Here is an 18,413-nt window from a genome sequence, read left to right as displayed (position 1 = left end):
GATGGATACAGCAGGTGGAACTACAAACCGGGAGGAAATCCGCCAGAAATTAAAGGATCATTTCCCCGGGAAGATTGTCCGCAAGGATTTGACGAAAAAAATCAAAGAAGGGGCCAATGTCCCTGTGTACGTATTGGAATTTCTATTAGGCCAGTATTGTAGCTCTGACGATGAAGAAATCGTCAAAGCGGGGGTAGAAAACGTAAAAAAAATTTTATCCGCCAATTTTGTGCGTCCCGATGAAGCGCAAAAGGTACTGTCGGTCCTGCGTCAGCACGGTAGCCATACCGTCATCGATATGATTACGGTCAGCCTGAATATCAAGCAGGATTATTATGAAGCCTCCTTTTCCAATCTGGGCCTGACAGGAATCCCCATTGCTGATGAATACCCGGAAAAATACGACCGTCTTTTGTGTGGTGGTATATGGTGCATCGTGCAGCTGAATTATGACGCAGAAGGAACGGAAAATCTGGATATCATTCTGCCCAATGAAAACAGCCCGCAGTCAAATAGCCGGAGACAGAAGAACATCTATCCTATCAGTATCCGCAATCTGACACCAATCCAGATGCCTCATGTCGATATGGATGAATTGAAGCGCGGCCGCCAGGCTTTTACTAAAGAAGAATGGATGGACGTCATGCTGCGCTCGACCGGTATGGAGCCGGACTCTCTGTCCTATCGTGAAAAGTGGCTGCTCCTTACACGTATGATTCCGCTTGTGGAAAATAATTTCAATCTCTGTGAGCTGGGACCGCGCAGTACAGGGAAATCACATATATACAAGGAAATTTCACCGAACAGTATCCTCGTTTCTGGCGGCCAGACGACGGTAGCCAACCTCTTTTATAACATGGCCAGCCATCAGATCGGACTGGTCGGGCTGTGGGACTGCGTTGCCTTCGATGAAGTAGCCGGCATTAAATTCAAGGACAAGGATGGCATCCAGATTATGAAAGACTATATGGCATCGGGATCCTTTGCCCGGGGCAAGGAAGAAAAAGCGGCTTCGGCATCGATGGTCTTTGTCGGCAATATCAACCAGTCTGTCGATGTCCTGCTGAAAACGTCGAGCCTGTTCGACCCGTTCCCACCGGAAATGGGAACCGACACGGCTTTTCTCGACCGTATCCATGGCTACAACCCTGGCTGGGAAATCCCAAAATTCCGGCCTGAACACTTCACCGACGATTACGGATTTATTTCTGATTATCTGGCCGGATTCATGCGGGAACTGCGAAAAGAGCAGTATGGTGACGCTCTGGATACCTATTTCCGGCTGGGAAAGAATCTGAACCAGCGTGATACTATTGCGGTTCGCAAGATGGTCGGCGGATACATCAAGCTGCTGTATCCGGATGGCCGTTTTAGCAAAGACGAAGTAGAAGAAGTATTGCAAATGGCGCTGGAGATGCGCCGCCGCGTCAAAGAACAGCTCAAAAAGCTAGGCGGCATGGAATTCTACGACGTGAATTTTTCCTACATCGACAACGAAACCTTTGAAGAACACTATGTCTCCGTGCCGGAACAAGGCGGCGGCAAACTCATTCCTGAAGGCATCTGCAATCCCGGGCAGGTTTATACCGTTTCCCATGGGAAAAACAACATGATCGGCGTATTCCGCCTGGAAAGCCAGATGCTGCCGGGCAGCGGGAAATTTGAACGCACCGGCATCGGCAGCGACAGAGAATGCAAAGAAGCCGTTAATACTGCCTATAACTACCTGAAAGCCAATGGCAGGCGTATCAGCGGCAGCATTTCGACGACCGCCAAAGATTACATCATCAACTACCAGGACCTGCAAGGCATCGGCATGACCCATCGCTTAGCGCTCCCGACACTCATCGCTATTTGTTCCATTGCCCTGAACAAACCCGTCCAAAGCTCCCTTGTCGCTCTGGGCGAAATCAGCATCAGCGGTACACTGATGAAAGTCGAAGAACTGGCCAACACCCTGCAAGTATGTCTCGACTCGGGCGCAAAAAAAATCCTGCTTCCCATTACATCCGCCGCCGACCTGGGAACGGTACCACCTGAATTAATCGGGAGTTTTCAACTGATATTTTATAGTACTCCTGAAGATGCTGTCTTTAAAGCCTTGGGAGTAGAATGATGCTATGCTTCAGGTGGATTTAGCAGAATTTACATGACGTATATCGAAACTATACTATATAGTAGAAGCGTGCTGTCCATATTTTCAGGATGGGAGAAATCGAAATGAACGTTAAGAAAAGATTTTTCAGTTTTTTTATGGGGATAATTCTTTTGGCATGCACTAGTATAAATATCAGCCAAGCTGCGAATTTCCGTCCCGAATCGCCACAATCTGTCGCAAAAATTTTAAAGGCAATTGATGGTAATTGGTACGATCATAATGGCAATCTGGTATTACAGATACAAGACGGGTATATTAATGGCTGCAAAATATTGACGGTATATGATCTAGCCGGAGCTTCAGGTAATGGCGGTGCTAATTTCCGTATTTTGGAAAGTACGGGGGAACGTTTAATGCATTTTTCGTGGTATGTACGGCATGATAACATGGACCGTCTGAAAGTTAATGATTTGCAGATGCTGCACCGGGTTGCCAAAATTCCCTTTAGCGAATCCGTTGCCGGCATCCGTCTAGGAATGACGCCTGATGAAGTCAAAGCCGTATTAGGAACCCCTTCACAAACAGGAGATTTGCAGCCTTACTGGAGCATGCCTGGCTGGTATTATGCCGATAAAAAAATCGTAGTAACCTTTGACGGTGATTGTGTCGATAGAATTATCCTATTACGTGGCAGCAACACAGTACTAAATAACTCGGGTTTAAATTGCTCTAATACTCCGTCTGAATTTGTACAAGCATATCATATGAATCGCGTTCCTAAGGTTGATTTCAACAGCGAAAATGAAGGCGATGGCTGTTATAATATTGGGAATGGAGAATACCTGGCCTTTGGAAATCGTATGTCCTATATTATGCTGACGTATTATTCGTATTGATATAATTGATAAGGAAATACTTTTTATAGGGGATGCTGAATGTAGGGGGGGGAAGTAATGGATAAAGGGGAACATAAAGAGAGATGTATTGCTGAAATTGATCAACTGTATGAAAGTGTAATGCGCTTTAACACACAACGAGACTTTCTGGAATATATGGGAGAGTTGCGAAAATTCCCCTATTTAGCACCTTATAATGCGATGATGGTTAAAGTGCAAAAACCAGGTAGTGCTTTTGTAGCGACTCTGGATACGTGGCAAAAAGTATATCATCGTCGGCCTAAACCGGGAGCCCGTCCTTTAGTTATCCTGCGTCGTTTTGGACCTATTTCTTTTGTCTATGAATTAGACGATACAGAAGGAAAGAAGATGCCGCAAGAAGTCATTTCTAAGTACATTCTTCATCCATTTCATTCCGATACACTCATTGATGAGGCAAAGCTTCAAACGCTTATTAGCTCCCTGCTTAAGGAGGGAATTCGTTATCGGGAAGAAAACTATGGCACATATTACGGCGGCCAGATACAATGGAACGCCACCAATGTTGCCAGACTCTCACATACCTCGAAAAGTAATGTCGATATCATCAGCCACTATTGCATTACCGTTAATAAAAATCAGTCACCAGCAGAAAAATTTGCGACTATTATCCATGAACTTGGACATTACTTTTGTGGGCATTTGAATCGTGAAAAAATCGAATATATTCCCATTCGGACTAATCTTTCCAAAGAAACAAAGGAATTTGAAGCAGAAACAGTTTGCTGGGTAGTTTGTGAAAGACTTAATCTCTCCCATCAGTCCGTGCCTTATTTGCATGGTTATCTGAACCCAGATGGGAAGGTGCCGGATATCAGTCTTGATGCAATTTTAAGGGCTGTCGGTCGGATTGAAAGTATGATCAAAGGCATCAATGAACCTAGAAAAAATCTGAAAGTAGCCCTGTCCAAAGAAGCTGATTCGGCGTTAGAACGAACTTTTCCTGGCTTCAAACAAGCTATTCCGGTCCATTTTACGGATTCCAAGAGCTATGACTATGTCTTGCAAATTCCTAGGGAAAGAGGAAAAGCGGACTTTTTAATTGTTAAATATATTTCTAAAGAACGCCAATGGACCTGTTTATATCGTTTTCAGATGGACTCAGCATGGCTGAACGTCATAGAGGGGAATTTTACGCATCATCGGCATCGAGAGCTGGTTGTTTATATCCATAATGGTAGCGGTCGTTTTTTATCGTACCGGGTATTGGCATATGTACATAATCAGGTCCGTCCCCTTCTTACAGGAGACTCGATTCCGCAAGGAGACATTCGAGTTGAAGGTAATCGGTTTATCGTAAGCTCAGGCCATTTAGACAGTATTTATACGTGGTCGAAGGAAAAAGGCTTTTTATGCTTTGATTGTGAACAAGAATTGGTTCCTGAAATGGATGCCAATACAATCCGTCTCCAATACGCGATTTCTGACGATGAAAAAATAGAGCTTTATATGAATGGAGAAGGATATCCTTCAATGAAACCTATTGAGCTGCATATTGGACAAAAATTACAGTTGCAGCGAATTCACCGTGGTCCTTATGAACGTATTCTTGGCGGGGGACAATGCTTACAGTCTATTTCCCGTCATGAATATGTAGCACAAGCCGTAGGTGATGCAAGCTTTCAGATTATACCAAAAGGCTACGACTGGGAATATGCTGTCAAGTTTCATGTCAAAGTTTTTCCTCAGAATCCGGTGAAAGAGTTACGTTTTGAGGATATGCAAAAAGATCTTTCTATCCGGAAAAAGAAGTCCATAAAAGAGCAAATAAAAAAGTTTTTAAAAAATCACAACATTATCCATGTATAGTAAGCATATATTGTGTTTATTGGAATTTCAGGAAGAAATATTACGTTTAAATTTTATGATGTTAGGAGATTGCTTAGTCGTTAAAATAGGTATTTATAATTTTTTTGATGATTGATATTAGCCGATGAAGGTTAGCTTTTGTATAGCAGTTGCTACCAGAAGTATTTTTTTCATTGGACACATAAGGCTGTTTGTACTATTTAAATGATACATATGAGACTGATTGAGCTTATTTTCCGGGAATTTGGAGATGGCATGCAAGAGGTCAGGAGTTCGATCCTCCTTATCTCCACCATACAGAATACGATAGCCACGCGGTTTATGAGCCGCGTGGCTATTTTTTGTATAAAATAGAGTTATTCCCTGTTTTTCTATAGTTATAGCACTTAAAAAAATCTTAGCCTTTTAAGTAAGAGTCAAAGAAGTCCGTGATGATGTGGAGCACTTCTTCCTGGTTCCAGTAAATACCACCATGGGCCGCGCCTTCTACCAGGTACCGTTTGGATGGGATGTTATGTTTCTGGAGAGCCTGGAAGAGCAGGTCGGTCTGGCTGGGGGAAACGATGGTATCGTTTGTTCCATGCATGAGCAGCATAGGGGCACTGGTCTGGGATATATAGGTAATGGGATTGGCTTTTTTTGCGCCTTCTGGATTGGCCAGAAGGCCACCGTCTTTTCCACCGAATACAGCAGATCCGTTCACCCACAGTGCTTCTGTAGCGCCAGCCGACTGGTGGGCTTTTTTCACAACATCGCTGTAGTCGTCGCCGATGCGGGTCAGGTCGGAAAGGCCATACAGATCTACGGCCGCTTTTACCTCGCTTCCTATCTGGAGATTGTCCCCTTTATCAAAGGTCGTCGTGCCACTGGTCGTAGCTGCCATAGCAGAAAGATAACCGCCGGCACTTCCACCGATGATGCCGACCCGTTCCGGATCGATGCCGAATTGGTCTGCATGGGCTTTCAAATAGCGGATAGACGATTTCACATCTTCCAGTGGTTCCGGGAAACGTGCCGTAGGCGCTACCCGGTACTGGATGGACGCGACGACATAACCGGCTTCTGCCAGATGCATACGGAGCTGGATGCCGTTATCCTTATTGGCATTGATGAAACCGCCACCGGTGACATAGACGATGGCAGGAAGTTTTTTCTCTGATTTTGGCTGGAGAATATCCATCTTCATAGCCACATTAGGATAGCCCCGCATCGGGACCTGTTCGTATACGACATCGGAAATCTGGTTGATGACGGGCGTCTTCAATGGGACGGAAATTTTCGTGCTTTCCACTTTTCCCGGCATATCCTTCGTAGCAGAATCGACATTGACATTCATGGCCATAGCATTGCCTCCTATCCACACAAGCCCGGTCAGGGCAAGAGCTATTAATTGTTTTTTTGATTTCTGGCTGTGACCGAACAATTTTATCAGCATCTCCTTTATTTAACGTATTTGTTTCATTCTAGCATGGGATGCGGGTGGCGGCAATGATTCGCTTTTGTTATCATCTCATCTTTGGCACGCTTGAATGAAAAAAGCACTTGCAAAGCCTGATGTAATGGGGTTTGCGAGTGTTTTTTGTTTGGTTTCCATACGTGCTATATGCCGTGCAGCGTCCCGCAGAATCAGAAATGTAATGTAGGTAATCCATATGATAATCATATGGATTACCTATGTTATATATATTTTACCTGTACTCTCTTCCGTGATATACTGCGTTCATTGCGAAAGGGAGGATATGTATGGAATGGATTTTATCAACTGATGTACATGTATTATTCTGGTTGCACCGCCTGGCTGGTCCGCATATGAATAGTTTCATTACGTTGTTTACGACAGGCATCAATTGTCTGTGGCTCTGGCTGGGGCTGGCTGCTGCCGGCCTGTGGAATCGCCGCAGCCGCTGGATAACATTGACCATTATTGTGGCCGTCATTGCAGCTGTTTTCATTGGTGATGTCGTCCTGAAGCATGTGGTCATGCGGATCCGTCCGTATATCGTCATCGAAGGAGCTCCCGTGGTAGAGGCACTCAAATATCCCGTTAGTTACTCCTTCCCTTCTGGTCATTCATTCTTTTTCTTTGCCGGAGCGACGGTCATATACTGCTACCGTCAGCGCCTTGGCATATTGGCTTATGGAATGGCGGCAGTCGTAGCTTTTTCCCGGATGTATTTGTTCATGCACTTTCCCAGTGATGTTCTGGCCGGGGCTGTCCTGGGGGTTGGTGTCGGCTATGGTGCGTACCGGATTTGCCAGTATGCGAAAAAACGGTTTTTCATGAGACACAGTCTTTATCGGTAATCCCACTCCTGCCAGCCTGCCACAGCGGTAATGCCCAGCCCGGGAGCCTGCGGCAGAATAAGTTCATTTCTATTATAGGAAATTCCTCCTATGATGGGATCGTCTGCCATGAGGTCGGCCGCATCGAGGTCGTTGATTGCGATGGCGGGATTACCGGCAGAGAGACTGGCTGCAGCGGTAATGCCAATTTTGCTTTCCAGCATACAGCCCATCATGCAGTCTATGCCAGAGGCTTGTGCCATGGAAGCAATCTGGGAAGCGGGCCCGAGACCGCCGGCTTTCATGAGCTTAATATTGATGAGGTCACAGGCACGGATGGCGAGAAGATGAAATACATCACCAGGACTAAATGCGGATTCATCGGCCATAATCGGCGTATCTACGTGGTCGGTGACAAATTTCAGTCCTTCGACGTCAGAGGCTGCTACGGGTTGTTCAATCAATTCTATATTGAGGCCGGCGTCTTCCATACGGCGGATCGTGCGCACGGCTTCTTTGGGTTTCCAGCCCTGATTGGCGTCGAGACGAATGGCGATATGCGGGCCGGCAGCCTGACGGATGGCCCGGACGCGGCGGATATCGAGAGCAGCATCGACGCCGACTTTGAGTTTCAGATTTGTATAGCCTGCCTGTATGGCTTTTTGTGCGTCCTGAACCATTTGTTCCGGTTCTCCCAGGCTGACGGTCAGATCTGAAATGATGCGCTGACGCAGGCCGCCGAAAAAGCGATACAGGGGTAAGTGATATTTTTGTCCGAATAAGTCGTGAACCGCTATATCGAGGGCGGCTTTAGCCGACGTATTATGCACCATACTGTGCTGGATGCGCTGAAGGATGGCTTCCCTGTCATCGATATCCATGCCAAGAATCTGCGGTCCTATCGTATCTTTGATAGCTGAGGCCACAGATGCATGGCTGTCTCCGGTGATGACAACCGTCGCCGGTGCATTGCCCCAGCCAGTATGTCCATCGTCGGTGATGACTTTGATAATCAGGTCTTCGGCCGTATCGACACGACGCAGTGCCGTGACAAAGGGGGTTTTGAGTGGGATGCGTACAATTCCCACGCGTATATCTGTAATTTTCATGGGGGATTCCTTTCGTTGTTTTATGAAATATATATCAGTATTATTGTACTGGCTCGTGTCATGATTGTCCAGAAACTGCTGGCTGGAAGTGGCATATACAGGGTATGGATGAGGAAATGAATTTTACCTTGAATTTACAAATTTCATATATTATACTAAAGATGGTCTGAATGTGAATCTTGGGGGAGCTCCCTGGATTTGTTATATTTTTGAATATTAATGGCCAACATGCGAGGGAGTCCGTTTGCCGGACTGAGAGGGCGCCAGAGACGCCGACCGTTACAGATGGGAGTCATATTCCCTTTTTGTCGCATGGGTGCTGACTGTACGGAGAGGGATAGAGAGTCCCTCTCTTTTTATGTTTTATAATATGTATTATATTTTGTGAGGAGTCGATGATGATGAAAAAATGGCAGGTTCTCCTATCGGCATTGCTGGTAGGATGCGTATTCTTATCTGGTTGTGGCAGTAGTGATACGCAGAAGAACGGGTCGAAAGAGGTGGAAGAATTAAAAATCGCCGTGTCACCGTACCAGGATGCCGACACAATCCAGACAAAGACCGAACCACTGGGGAAGATGCTCCAGGAAAAAATGAAAGAAAAGGGATACAATATTAAAAAAGTTACTATCAATGTGGGGACTTCTTATAACGCCGTAGGAGAAGCTCTGAGTTCGGGCAGTGCCGATATGGGCTTTATTTCCGGAGCTACGTATGTCATGTATGATAAAGATGTCGATGTGCTGCTGACGGCGCTTCGCCAGGGTATCGATAAGGATACGACGGATTTATCTGTTTGGAACAACGGTACGCCGGAAGCCTTCAAGAAGGATCTGGTGAAATATTATCGTTCGGCTATTGTCGTAGGGCCGAGCGCCAAAGGACAGGCTATTCTCGCTAAGGTAAAACGGGGCGAAAAGCCGACCTGGGATGAATTGAATGATCTGACCTGGGGCGTCATGAGCCCGGCGTCTGCTTCCGGATATCTGTATCCGTCACTGTGGCTGAAGGATAATTATGGCAAGAAAATATCCGATCTGGCTCATGTCGTGCAGTCTGATTCGTATACGACTTCGACGGCCCGCCTGGCATCGGGACAGGTAGATGTCATCGTGGCCTATTCTCATATCCGTGCCCATATGGCAAAGAACTGGCAGGAAAAATTCGGCGGTACATCGGATATCTGGTCCCAGACCGGTGTCATCGGTGTAACGGATAAGATTTATAACGATACGGTCAGCGTCAGCAAGACCAGCAAGGTCATGCAGGATGAAAACTTCCGCAAAGCCCTCGGCGAATCGCTCATTGAAATCGGAAAGACCGATGAAGGATTGAAAGTGCTGCAGACGTTGGGCCATAAAGGATATGACTGGGCTCAGAGTTCGGATTATGATGGAGAACGGAAAGTTCAGCAGGAATTAAAGTAATGATGTGAAAAGGGGAAAGAACCATGGCTATGCTGGAATTAAAGCACGTCTGCCAGTCCTATAAAAAGCAGCATCCTGTACTGCGCGATATATCGCTTTCTATCCCGACGGGACAGTTTGTATCGGTCATCGGACCCAGCGGAGCCGGCAAGACGACATTGCTGCGCTTGTTTAACCATATGGTGCGGCCCGATTCGGGTGAGGTCTGGATTGACGGTACCCGTTTTGACAGGCTGAACGGCCGGGGCAGGCGGAAAATCCAGCAGCGGGTCGGCATGATTTTCCAGGATTTCAGTCTTGTCGATATGTGTACGTGTCTGCAGAATGTGCTGAATGGCAGTCTGGCCCGCGTTCCGCTGTGGAGAGCTTTGTCCGGGTGTTTTCCCCAGGCAGAAAAAGAAAAGGCCATGGCTGCCCTGAAAGCCGTGGGGCTGGAATCATACAGCCAGACTCCTGCCCATGCATTGAGTGGCGGTCAGAAACAGCGTGTAGCTATTGCCCGGACACTGATGCAGGATGCGACGATTCTTCTCGCCGATGAACCGGTCGCTTCGCTGGATCCTCTGACAGCCCGGCAGGTGCTGGAGCTCATGCGCAGGCTGCAGCAGAAACAGGGGCTTACTGTCGTCATGAACAGTCATAATGTCGAACAGGCCCGGACCTGGTCGGACCGGATTATCGGGCTGAAGGACGGAAGCATTTTCTTTGACGGGCCTCCGGCAGACTGGACAGATGACCGGTTGCAGGACCTGTATGGGAGGACGCAATCATGAGATATTCATTGCGCCGAACAGGCATGGGGATGCTATTTCTGGCACTGATCATCCTTTGCGGGGAAAGCACCGATGTATCTCTGTCTCTCCTATTGAGGCGGGGCGTGCGATTCTTTGACATTGCCGGAGCGATGATACCGCCAGAAACTTCCTATGCCAGGGTCGTACTGGCTCCGCTCTGGGCGACGGTGCAGATGTCTCTGGCCGGTACGGGAATCGGGGCCGTGCTGGGCCTGGTGGGGGCGTCCTTTGCCAATGCCTATCTCAATCCTCATGCCTGGCTGCGGATTCCGTTTAAGACTATCATTCATCTCATCCGGACTATCCCGGCACTGATTCTGGCACTCCTTTGTACGTTCCTCGTCGGACTGGGAACGCTGGCCGGGACGCTGGCACTGAGTATCTATACGACGGTGGTCATGGTCCGTATGGGCTATGAAGATATGGAAAACGCCGACTTAAGGGCGGCGCAGGCACTGGAAGCAGCTGGATGCGGCCGCCTGCGGGCTTTTATCCGGGCTGTATTGCCGGCTGTCCTGGCAGGGTATCTGATTAATGTATTATATATGCTGGAAGCCAATGTCCGCCATGCGGCTATCCTGGGATACGTCGGGGCCGGAGGTATCGGAATTTTACTGAATGAAAGGCTGGCCTGGCGTGAATACAGTGAAGTCGGCATGATTTTATTACTGCTGTACGTCGTCGTCCTGCTGACAGAAGGTGTCAGTGAATGGCTGCGCCAGGTCCTTTCAGGCAGGAGTCGTTTGTCCCGCATGAAAAAAGTATTGTTGTTGCTGACGCTGGCCGTACTGTTTTTTTCCTCTTTTCAGACGCTGGTGCTGCCAGATATGGATGGAAAGGGCATGGCAGCTGCAGCGGCTATTATGCAGGGAATCCTTCATCCCGACTGGTCGATGATATTTTCCCTTGCTCATGATGGCGTCCCCTGGCTCCTGTATGAGACATTTTGCATAGCCTTCCTGGGTACGCTGGGAGGTACGGTCATTGCTGCCTGGTTTTCTTTTTCGGCCAGTTTCCGCCTCCTTCCCGTGCCGGCTGCACTGGCTTCGCGGCTGATATTGCTGCTCATCCGTGCCGTTCCTGTATTTGTGTACGGCCTGATGTGGATCCGCGTTACCGGCCCCGGTCCTTTTGCCGGCGTACTGACCTTATCCTTGTGCAGTGTCGGCCTTCTGGCCAAGAGATTTCTCATCGCTATCGATGATATCCGGCTGGAACCGTACCGGGCATACCGGGCTATGGGAATATCCGTCGCACGATCCATCCGCTGGGCTGTCCTGCCACAGCTGGTACCGCGCTACGGGGCGGCTGTCTTGTATCGGTTCGATGTCAATCTGCGCGATGCCGCTATCCTGGGCCTGGTTGGAGCCGGTGGCATCGGTACGCCGCTGATACTGGCGATGATGCATTATGAATGGGCTGCAGCCGGAGCCCTTTTATGGGGCATGACCGGACTGGTAACGATCGTAGAGATTTTTTCGGAATGGCTGCGTAAAAAACAACGGCTCAGCGAAATACAGTAATCTGATGATTCCAGGCATGTTCCTCTGAGAATACTGTCTGGAATTTTTTTTCAGAGATTTGCCAGCGTGCGGAGATTTTCCTGCCGGGCCGTATTGGCGCCGGGCGGATTCAGTTCCTTTTGTGCATAAGGCTTGCTATTTGACCGGTAATGTGATATATATTTAATTGTATATCTATGACTAAATTCTTTATTTCTAAGAGAGAAGGGGCTGTGATATGTACCACATAAGTATTCTTGCTACGCATCAGGATGAAGATGATTTTGGCGAGCGGTTGGGCGATATTGCCGATGTAGCGTATTGCCCGGTCACAAATGAAGAAGAAATGGCAGAAAGACTGGAAGATTGTGATGTTCTTGTCTGTCGGGATGAACCTATAACGGAATCCCTGCTGGACCAGTTAGATGAATTAAAGTTGATTGTTGTCCTCCGTTCGCGGGTCGATCATGTAGACCTGCAGGCGGCAGCCCGGCGGGGCGTGAAGGTACTCTGTAATCCGGTGTACTGTGTGGATGACATTGCCGATCATACATGTGCTATGATGCTGGCTCTCCTGCGGCAGATTCCCGAGTATCAGAACGATATCCGCAATAACAGCCGTTGGGAATACGGCGCTGTTGGCTGGCCGCTGCACCGCGTGGGTAGCAACCTTATCGGCCTGATTGGTTACGGCCGTACAGGCAGGGCCGTTGCGGCACGGATGCAGGCTTTTGGATGTAAAATACAGGCCTATGATCCGTTTGTTGACGAAAAAATCATGATGGAAGAACGGGTCCGGCCCGTTGATTTCGACAAACTGCTGCGGACCAGCGATGTCGTATCGCTGCACATACCACTCAATGAAACGACGCGGTATATTTTTCGGGAAGAACAGTTTGAGGAAATGAAAGAAGGAGCCATATTCGTTAATTGCAGCCGTGGTGGACTGGCTGATGAAGCGGCCTTATACCATGCTGTCGATGACGGGCATATCCGCAGTGCGGCACTGGATGTCCTGTCTATGGAACATCCCAGCCCGATGATGCTCAAAATGATGACTCGGCCGGAATTTTTGCTGACACCGAGTGTAGCGTCTCACTCTGTAGAAGGAGAACAGGCACTCTTCCACGAGGCAGAACGGCAGATACGGCTTTTCCTGGCTGGTCATGAAGAGGAACTGTCTTTCGTGCCCTATCCATGAATTTGCACCAAAAGTCAAAATCTTGTAAAATATAGTACGTAACACAAGTATACGAGAAGGGGGCTTCTAAATTTTGCGTATTTGGAAACTACTAGGCATGGCTCTGATATGTCTGTCTCTGCTGGCAGGTTGTGGCTCTTCCGGGGAAGAATCCCAGAAGAAAGATGCGCCAGCTGCCCAGACTGCACAGGTGGAAATGGCAGTACCTAAGAACGGCGTTCCGGTTCTGATGTACCATATGATTGGCGTTGATCCCGATGACCCTCATAATCAGGCCTGTCTGACAGAAGAAAATTTCCGTAAGCAGATGAAGTTCCTGAAGGATAATGATTTTCATCCGATTACTATGGAACAGCTTTATGAATACATGGTCCATAACAAACCGGTTCCTGTCCGTCCCGTTGTCCTGACCTTTGATGACGGATATCCCGATACCTATTCGATTGTCATGCCGGTCATGAAGGAATATGGGTTTGCCTGTACGGTATTCATTCCTACGTATGATGCGGATCATGGGACGCGCCTGACATGGCAGCAGATTAAAGAAATGAAGGCTGCGGGCATGGAAATTGCATCTCATGGGTATCATCATGAACGGCTGAACCAGATGGGCGGTACTACACTGGATACAGAAATGCAGAAAAGCCAGGCTGAACTTAAAGAACAGCTGGGCATAACCAATGAATTTTTCTGCTATCCCTATGGCGGTAACAGCCCGGAAGCGGAAAAGGTCATGAAGAAATATGGCATTAAGCTGGCCTTTACCATGAATCCGGGATGGGCAAAATATGGTGACAATCCCTATGCGGTCAAACGTATCTGGATTGGCAATGAAGTGGACATAGATAATTTCAGACAGCGCATTACGACTGAAAAGTACGAACAACGGTAAGGCAGCCGGTGTGCTTAGAATGAGGTAATTATGAAGCTGAAGGAAATAGGTAAATTTTTTGTAGTCCTGCTCTTGTTTTTTGCTGTAACGTCTCCCGTAGTCGTTCTCTTCGGACCTTTTGATAATATCAAGCGGACCGTTGTCGGGGCTATTCTGAAAAGCCGTCATCCCCAGTATATCACCTGGCTCTTTTCCCAGGACGAAATCGATAAGATACTGGGAGGCATCAGTACGGCACCGAAGCAGGAATTATTCAAGTTCAAAGTCCGCACTGATTCTTCATTGAAGTTGCAAAATATCGAATCGAGCCGGTTCAAGGGATTTCTCCTGGAAATCCCCGACCCCAAACGAGTTAAGGTCGGCACAGCTGAAAATATGGATGAAAAAGGCGATACGACCAGCGGTATCGCCCAGCGCAACAACGCTGTCGCGGCTATTAATGCAGGCGGGTTCTATGATGCCAATGGTACCGGGACCGGCCGCAGTCCGTATGGATTTATCCTCCACGATGGCAAGTTTGTCCTCGGTGGCGATGCTGATAACAGTGAAGTCAACGAATTTATCGGCTTTACGAAGGACGGCAATCTCGTAGCCGGCAATTACAGTAAAGGGGAACTCATTTCCATGGATATCCAGGAAGGGATTTCCTTTGGCCCGGCATTGATTGTCAATGGTCAGAAGATGATTACCGCCGGTGATGGCGGCTGGGGCGTCGGCCCTCGTACGGCTATCGGCCAGCGGAAAGACGGGACAGTCCTGTTCCTGGTCATCGATGGACGTCAACCATCATATTCTATCGGCGCGACGCTGCGGGATTTGCAGAATATCATGTACGAACAGGGTGCTTATATTGCTGCTAATCTCGATGGGGGTTCCAGTTCTACATTGTATCTCAATGGTAAAGTTGTCAACAAACCGGCAGATCTCCTCGGAGAACGGATGATTCCGACGGCGTTTATTGTAAAGTAGGAGGGAACGAATGAAGCTGAAAAAAGTGCTTTTGGCCTTTGCTGCAGGCATAGCTATCCAGGCTGGCGTGTATTATTACCTGGATCAGTTCCTTTTTGCGCCGACGTCGGATTTCCAGATCGGTGGGACCAATCAGCAGGAAAAAATGGGATATGGGGCCGAACCCAATGGCCAGACCTATTATTCCTACGACAAGAGGTTCATGGCAACCGTTGTCGATGACACGGTTTCTATTTATGAAGCGGGTCAGAAGAGTGAACCACAACGCATCCGTCTCCATGGACGCAAGGTGTCCTTCTTTGAATGGCTGCCTGACCGGAATCTGGCTATTTTCGCGACGTATGGTAAAGATGAAAAGACTGGCCGTTATGGCGTTTATATTGCCCAGTATAACCCGATTTATCCGGACCGCGAACTCGATACGCCCATTGAAAATGCGCCACGGGACAGCAAAATCGTCGATGTCGCGTATTCGACAGCAACTAATGTGGTATACATGAAGTTGGAAGTCGATAAAGATAAATATCGTATTTACCGGACCGATGCCAACTACGATACGCGACGCATTAACGTCCAGGCAGAAAATATCGGCCGCATTGCCGTGTTCTATGATCAGGATATCTTCTTCTATGATAATCTGCGCACGGGTGTCGTATACATGTTTGATGGTGCGACCAGCAGCTGGCGTGAAATCTCGCCGAGTGGCAAATTCCGCCTCGTAGGCATCGACGGACAGGAAATCTTCATTGCCGAAATGAATGCCGACAACGAAGTGGTTGCTGCATACCGGGGCCGTCTGAAGAAAGGCTTTACCAAGATTGCTACCTATAAGACGCCGGAAGAATTTTCAAAGATTACACTGAACAGCATGCGTGAAGCAGCTGATAAGATGGATGAAAAGAAATAACTGCCCAGGCGCCATCTTGGCGCCTTTTGGCATATAAGGAGTGAATATACATGGCAAAACATAAAATTCCCAAGAACCGTTCTTTGGAGGACATGTTCAAGGGAGTAAAAGAAGAAGTAACCTTTGAAACCGCTGACTGGGACGATGAAGAAACGGTGGCCCGGCGGCCTGTCGTAAAGAAGAAAGCTTCTCAGCAGACGGCGGAAGATTTCCGCAAGCAGTTTTTTACCGATGATCTGCAAAAAAAGGTCGGAGCTATTCTTCTCGATATCAAGATGGCTTATTATAAAGACGGTGTAGGGGATATTTCCCTGGAAGTCGTCAAAGATGGCCGCAACGTTGTCATCAAAACGGCGCCAAAGACGAGTAAAAAGAAATAAGGATACAAACGAAAGGGACTGTGTTGCATGGACAGTCCCTTTCGTTGTATCATTTATAGATGGGAGTTTGCAGAAAAAGTATACATGCGATGTACCGGAACTTTATAATCAGTGAACATAATTGCGGGATAGGTGATAAGTGCATTTATATTGTACAAACCCGGTATATTTGTTACAATGATTTTAAAGAGGCAAGATTTATCTTGGCTTTTTTAATAAGGTGATGATACCATGTGCTCAGAAATAGAATTAAAAAAAATTATTAAGGCCGTGGTAGATGCATATTACCAAGCTTTTGGGGATGCCATTGATCAGATTCTACTATATGGATCTTATTCACGAAAGGATAATACGGAAGATTCAGACATTGATTTAGTGGCCATTGTACATGGAGAACGGCTGGATTTACAGGAAAAGTTAAAAAAAGTGTGGGATATTTCTGCTGATTTAGAGCTTGAATATGGAACAATTATTTCTCCTGCAGTTATCCCCTATGACGAATATATGAAATACCAAGATGATATTCCTTATTATCGTAATATAAAAAAGAGGGAGTGAATGTAGTTGCATGAAAACCGGGTAGAGTTAATGAGATACAGGTTAAACATGGCGAAAGAAAAATTACATGCTGCTTCTATTTTGCTGGAATGCAGGAGTTATAAAGATTCTGTTAGCAGATCTTATTATGCAATGTTTACAGCAGTCAGAGCTGTTTTGGCTCTGGATGGTGTAGATTTTAAACCTGATTCTGCAAGAAGTCTCCCGCCTCTTTAGGCGGTGAGATGAATTGCAGGTTTTTCTGAGGGCTCGATGCCATCAGAAAAACAATGGCTTCACAAGTTGACTTGCAGTATAATCAGTAGTAAGAGTGAAAGAATTTGGAAAGTCAGGGCAGGTGATGATAGTGAATAAGGCATACCGTTACAGGCTCTACCCGACAAGGGAACAGAAAATTATGTTTGCCAAGACCTTCGGCTGTGTCCGATTCATCTATAATAAAATGTTGAGTGACCGCCTTGACTATTATAAGGAAACCGGCCAAAAGCTGAATAACACGCCTGCGCAGTACAAGGAAGACTTCCCTTGGCTAAAGGAAGTAGATAGTTTAGCCCTTGCCAATGCCCAAATGAATCTGAATAAGGCCTACAGCCACTTTTGGAATGACAGCCAGCATTTCGGCAAGCCGCGCTTCAAGTCCAAGAAGAATAGCCGTGCTTCATATTCCACGAATAACCAGAAGGGTTCTGTCCGAATCGAGGGCCATAAGGTGAAACTGCCGAAAGTCGGCTGGGTGAAACTATGCCAGCATCGTCCCTTGCCGGAGAACAGTATCATAAAGACCGTAACCATCAGCCAGACGCCATCAGGAAAATACTATATCAGTATGCTGGTGGAGTATGAAAACCAAATACTCCCGGTCATACCGAAGACCTTCCTGGGGCTGGATTTTGCGATGCACGGCTTGTATGTGGCTTCCGATGAGGAGGATGCTAAATATCCCGATTTCCTGCGAAAGGCAGAGAAAAGACTGGCTAAGGCGCAGCAGAAGCTATCCAAGAAACAAAAAGGAAGTCACAACAGCGAAAAACAAAGGCTGCGCGTAGCTATTCTCCATGAGAAAGTGGCCAATCAACGCCGGGATTTCCTGCATAAGAAGGCCCGCTACCTCGCAGACCACTATGACGCTATTGGTATTGAGGATATCAGCGTCAAAGCGATGGCAAAGCGGAAAAAGGGTGGCAAGTTCAGCTTTGGCAAATCCGTAGCTGACAATGGCTGGAATATGTTCACGAACATGCTGGAGTACAAGCTGGCTTGGCAAGGCAAACAGCTTATCAAGATAGACAAGTGGTATCCAAGCAGCCAGCTGTGCCATGTTTGCGGATATCAGAACCACGAAACCAAGGACTTGTCTGTAAGGGAATGGGATTGCCCTAAATGTGGAAGTCACCATAATCGCGATAAAAACGCGGCCATCAATATCCGAGAAGAAGCCAGGCGGATATCAGCCTGACGTAATCCATAAAATACCGTGGGTCGCACGGGAATCTACGCCTGTGGAGAGAGTGTAAGCCGCCGCAACTCTTTGGAGTCAGTAGCGCTGTTC

General features: G+C 47.4%; 17 protein-coding genes. 15 read left to right on the top strand and 2 right to left on the bottom strand.

Annotated elements, in window-relative coordinates; genetic code table 11:
* The first annotated feature begins 1 nt into the window (after position 1).
* The 3 genes from brxL (at position 2) to B4H10_RS11100 (ending at position 4,842) form a co-directional block, all read left to right on the top strand.
* Positions 2-2,116, top strand: a complete 2,115-nt coding sequence (brxL, locus tag B4H10_RS11110; RefSeq protein WP_292018855.1) for a protease Lon-related BREX system protein BrxL — start codon at positions 2-4, stop codon at positions 2,114-2,116.
* Between the two features lie 104 nt (positions 2,117-2,220).
* The gene (locus B4H10_RS11105) at positions 2,221-2,994 is read left to right on the top strand and encodes a hypothetical protein (RefSeq protein WP_292018854.1); all 774 of its coding nucleotides are present in this window, start codon (positions 2,221-2,223) and stop codon (positions 2,992-2,994) included.
* Positions 2,995-3,051: 57 nt separating this feature from the next.
* A complete protein-coding gene (locus tag B4H10_RS11100; protein WP_292018853.1) occupies positions 3,052-4,842 on the top strand; it encodes an ImmA/IrrE family metallo-endopeptidase in 1,791 nt (596 codons plus the stop codon).
* Between the two features lie 397 nt (positions 4,843-5,239).
* Here the strand turns inward: B4H10_RS11100 and B4H10_RS11095 are convergent, their stop codons facing one another.
* Positions 5,240-6,184: an alpha/beta hydrolase gene (locus tag B4H10_RS11095; RefSeq protein WP_292018852.1), complete on the bottom strand. Its 945-nt coding sequence runs from the start codon at positions 6,182-6,184 to the stop codon at positions 5,240-5,242.
* 401 nt (positions 6,185-6,585) lie between these two features.
* Here B4H10_RS11095 and B4H10_RS11090 point away from each other — a divergent pair, with 401 nt between their 5' ends.
* Positions 6,586-7,146: a phosphatase PAP2 family protein gene (locus B4H10_RS11090; RefSeq protein WP_292018851.1), complete on the top strand. Its 561-nt coding sequence runs from the start codon at positions 6,586-6,588 to the stop codon at positions 7,144-7,146.
* Here B4H10_RS11090 and B4H10_RS11085 read toward each other — a convergent pair.
* Positions 7,137-8,234, bottom strand: a complete 1,098-nt coding sequence (locus tag B4H10_RS11085) for a mandelate racemase/muconate lactonizing enzyme family protein (RefSeq protein ID WP_292018850.1) — start codon at positions 8,232-8,234, stop codon at positions 7,137-7,139. The two genes, B4H10_RS11090 and B4H10_RS11085, sit on opposite strands and share 10 nt — an antisense overlap.
* Positions 8,235-8,629: 395 nt before the next feature.
* On the opposite strand from B4H10_RS11085, the gene B4H10_RS11080 reads away from it, so the two are divergent.
* The 11 genes from B4H10_RS11080 to B4H10_RS11035 all read left to right on the top strand — a co-directional run bounded on the left by B4H10_RS11080 (position 8,630) and on the right by B4H10_RS11035 (position 18,320).
* On the top strand, positions 8,630-9,661 hold the full coding sequence (locus tag B4H10_RS11080; protein ID WP_240937222.1) for a phosphate/phosphite/phosphonate ABC transporter substrate-binding protein: 1,032 nt from the start codon (positions 8,630-8,632) through the stop codon (positions 9,659-9,661).
* Between the two features lie 23 nt (positions 9,662-9,684).
* The gene (gene phnC / locus B4H10_RS11075) at positions 9,685-10,434 is read left to right on the top strand and encodes a phosphonate ABC transporter ATP-binding protein (RefSeq protein WP_292018849.1); all 750 of its coding nucleotides are present in this window, start codon (positions 9,685-9,687) and stop codon (positions 10,432-10,434) included.
* Entirely contained in the window at positions 10,431-11,978 is a 1,548-nt protein-coding gene (locus B4H10_RS11070; protein WP_150824816.1) for a PhnE/PtxC family ABC transporter permease, read from the top strand. Before phnC ends, B4H10_RS11070 begins: the two co-directional genes overlap by 4 nt.
* A gap of 217 nt (positions 11,979-12,195) precedes the next feature.
* Complete coding sequence (locus B4H10_RS11065) at positions 12,196-13,158, top strand: C-terminal binding protein (protein WP_059075638.1); 963 nt, start codon at positions 12,196-12,198, stop codon at positions 13,156-13,158.
* A 73-nt stretch (positions 13,159-13,231) separates the two neighbouring features.
* A complete protein-coding gene (locus B4H10_RS11060) occupies positions 13,232-14,050 on the top strand; it encodes a polysaccharide deacetylase family protein (protein WP_059075639.1) in 819 nt (272 codons plus the stop codon).
* A 30-nt stretch (positions 14,051-14,080) separates the two neighbouring features.
* Complete coding sequence (locus B4H10_RS11055; RefSeq protein ID WP_059075640.1) at positions 14,081-15,019, top strand: phosphodiester glycosidase family protein; 939 nt, start codon at positions 14,081-14,083, stop codon at positions 15,017-15,019.
* A 10-nt stretch (positions 15,020-15,029) separates the two neighbouring features.
* On the top strand, positions 15,030-15,926 hold the full coding sequence (locus tag B4H10_RS11050) for a hypothetical protein (RefSeq protein ID WP_059075641.1): 897 nt from the start codon (positions 15,030-15,032) through the stop codon (positions 15,924-15,926).
* A 50-nt stretch (positions 15,927-15,976) separates the two neighbouring features.
* On the top strand, positions 15,977-16,306 hold the full coding sequence (locus B4H10_RS11045) for a hypothetical protein (protein ID WP_059075642.1): 330 nt from the start codon (positions 15,977-15,979) through the stop codon (positions 16,304-16,306).
* A gap of 231 nt (positions 16,307-16,537) precedes the next feature.
* Positions 16,538-16,864 carry a nucleotidyltransferase domain-containing protein gene (locus B4H10_RS11040; protein WP_292018848.1) on the top strand — a complete coding sequence of 109 codons (327 nt, stop codon included), beginning with the start codon at positions 16,538-16,540 and terminating at the stop codon, positions 16,862-16,864.
* Between the two features lie 30 nt (positions 16,865-16,894).
* Positions 16,895-17,080 carry a HEPN domain-containing protein gene (locus B4H10_RS11570; protein ID WP_113856580.1) on the top strand — a complete coding sequence of 62 codons (186 nt, stop codon included), beginning with the start codon at positions 16,895-16,897 and terminating at the stop codon, positions 17,078-17,080.
* A 94-nt stretch (positions 17,081-17,174) separates the two neighbouring features.
* A complete protein-coding gene (locus B4H10_RS11035) occupies positions 17,175-18,320 on the top strand; it encodes an RNA-guided endonuclease TnpB family protein (protein WP_292018847.1) in 1,146 nt (381 codons plus the stop codon).
* Positions 18,321-18,413: the final 93 nt, after the last annotated feature.

This window comes from Megasphaera sp. UBA4382, assembly GCF_002391155.1.
In the GTDB taxonomy this organism is placed as follows: Bacteria; Bacillota; Negativicutes; order Veillonellales; family Megasphaeraceae; genus Megasphaera; species Megasphaera hexanoica.
Note: the sequence above shows the minus strand (reverse complement) of the source record. Positions and strands in the feature narration are given on the sequence as shown.

Excerpts from the sequence above, each read along its gene's own strand:
- brxL (WP_292018855.1), top strand. The coding sequence starts at position 2 with ATGGATACAGCAGGTGGAACTACAAACCGGGAGGAAATCCGCCAGAAA.
- B4H10_RS11105 (WP_292018854.1), top strand. The coding sequence starts at position 2,221 with ATGAACGTTAAGAAAAGATTTTTCAGTTTTTTTATGGGGATAATTCTT.
- B4H10_RS11100 (WP_292018853.1), top strand. The coding sequence starts at position 3,052 with ATGGATAAAGGGGAACATAAAGAGAGATGTATTGCTGAAATTGATCAA.
- B4H10_RS11095 (WP_292018852.1), bottom strand. The coding sequence starts at position 6,184 with ATGGCCATGAATGTCAATGTCGATTCTGCTACGAAGGATATGCCGGGA.
- B4H10_RS11090 (WP_292018851.1), top strand. The coding sequence starts at position 6,586 with ATGGAATGGATTTTATCAACTGATGTACATGTATTATTCTGGTTGCAC.
- B4H10_RS11085 (WP_292018850.1), bottom strand. The coding sequence starts at position 8,234 with ATGAAAATTACAGATATACGCGTGGGAATTGTACGCATCCCACTCAAA.
- B4H10_RS11080 (WP_240937222.1), top strand. The coding sequence starts at position 8,630 with ATGATGATGAAAAAATGGCAGGTTCTCCTATCGGCATTGCTGGTAGGA.
- phnC (WP_292018849.1), top strand. The coding sequence starts at position 9,685 with ATGGCTATGCTGGAATTAAAGCACGTCTGCCAGTCCTATAAAAAGCAG.
- B4H10_RS11070 (WP_150824816.1), top strand. The coding sequence starts at position 10,431 with ATGAGATATTCATTGCGCCGAACAGGCATGGGGATGCTATTTCTGGCA.
- B4H10_RS11065 (WP_059075638.1), top strand. The coding sequence starts at position 12,196 with ATGTACCACATAAGTATTCTTGCTACGCATCAGGATGAAGATGATTTT.
- B4H10_RS11055 (WP_059075640.1), top strand. The coding sequence starts at position 14,081 with ATGAAGCTGAAGGAAATAGGTAAATTTTTTGTAGTCCTGCTCTTGTTT.
- B4H10_RS11050 (WP_059075641.1), top strand. The coding sequence starts at position 15,030 with ATGAAGCTGAAAAAAGTGCTTTTGGCCTTTGCTGCAGGCATAGCTATC.
- B4H10_RS11045 (WP_059075642.1), top strand. The coding sequence starts at position 15,977 with ATGGCAAAACATAAAATTCCCAAGAACCGTTCTTTGGAGGACATGTTC.
- B4H10_RS11040 (WP_292018848.1), top strand. The coding sequence starts at position 16,538 with ATGTGCTCAGAAATAGAATTAAAAAAAATTATTAAGGCCGTGGTAGAT.
- B4H10_RS11570 (WP_113856580.1), top strand. The coding sequence starts at position 16,895 with ATGAGATACAGGTTAAACATGGCGAAAGAAAAATTACATGCTGCTTCT.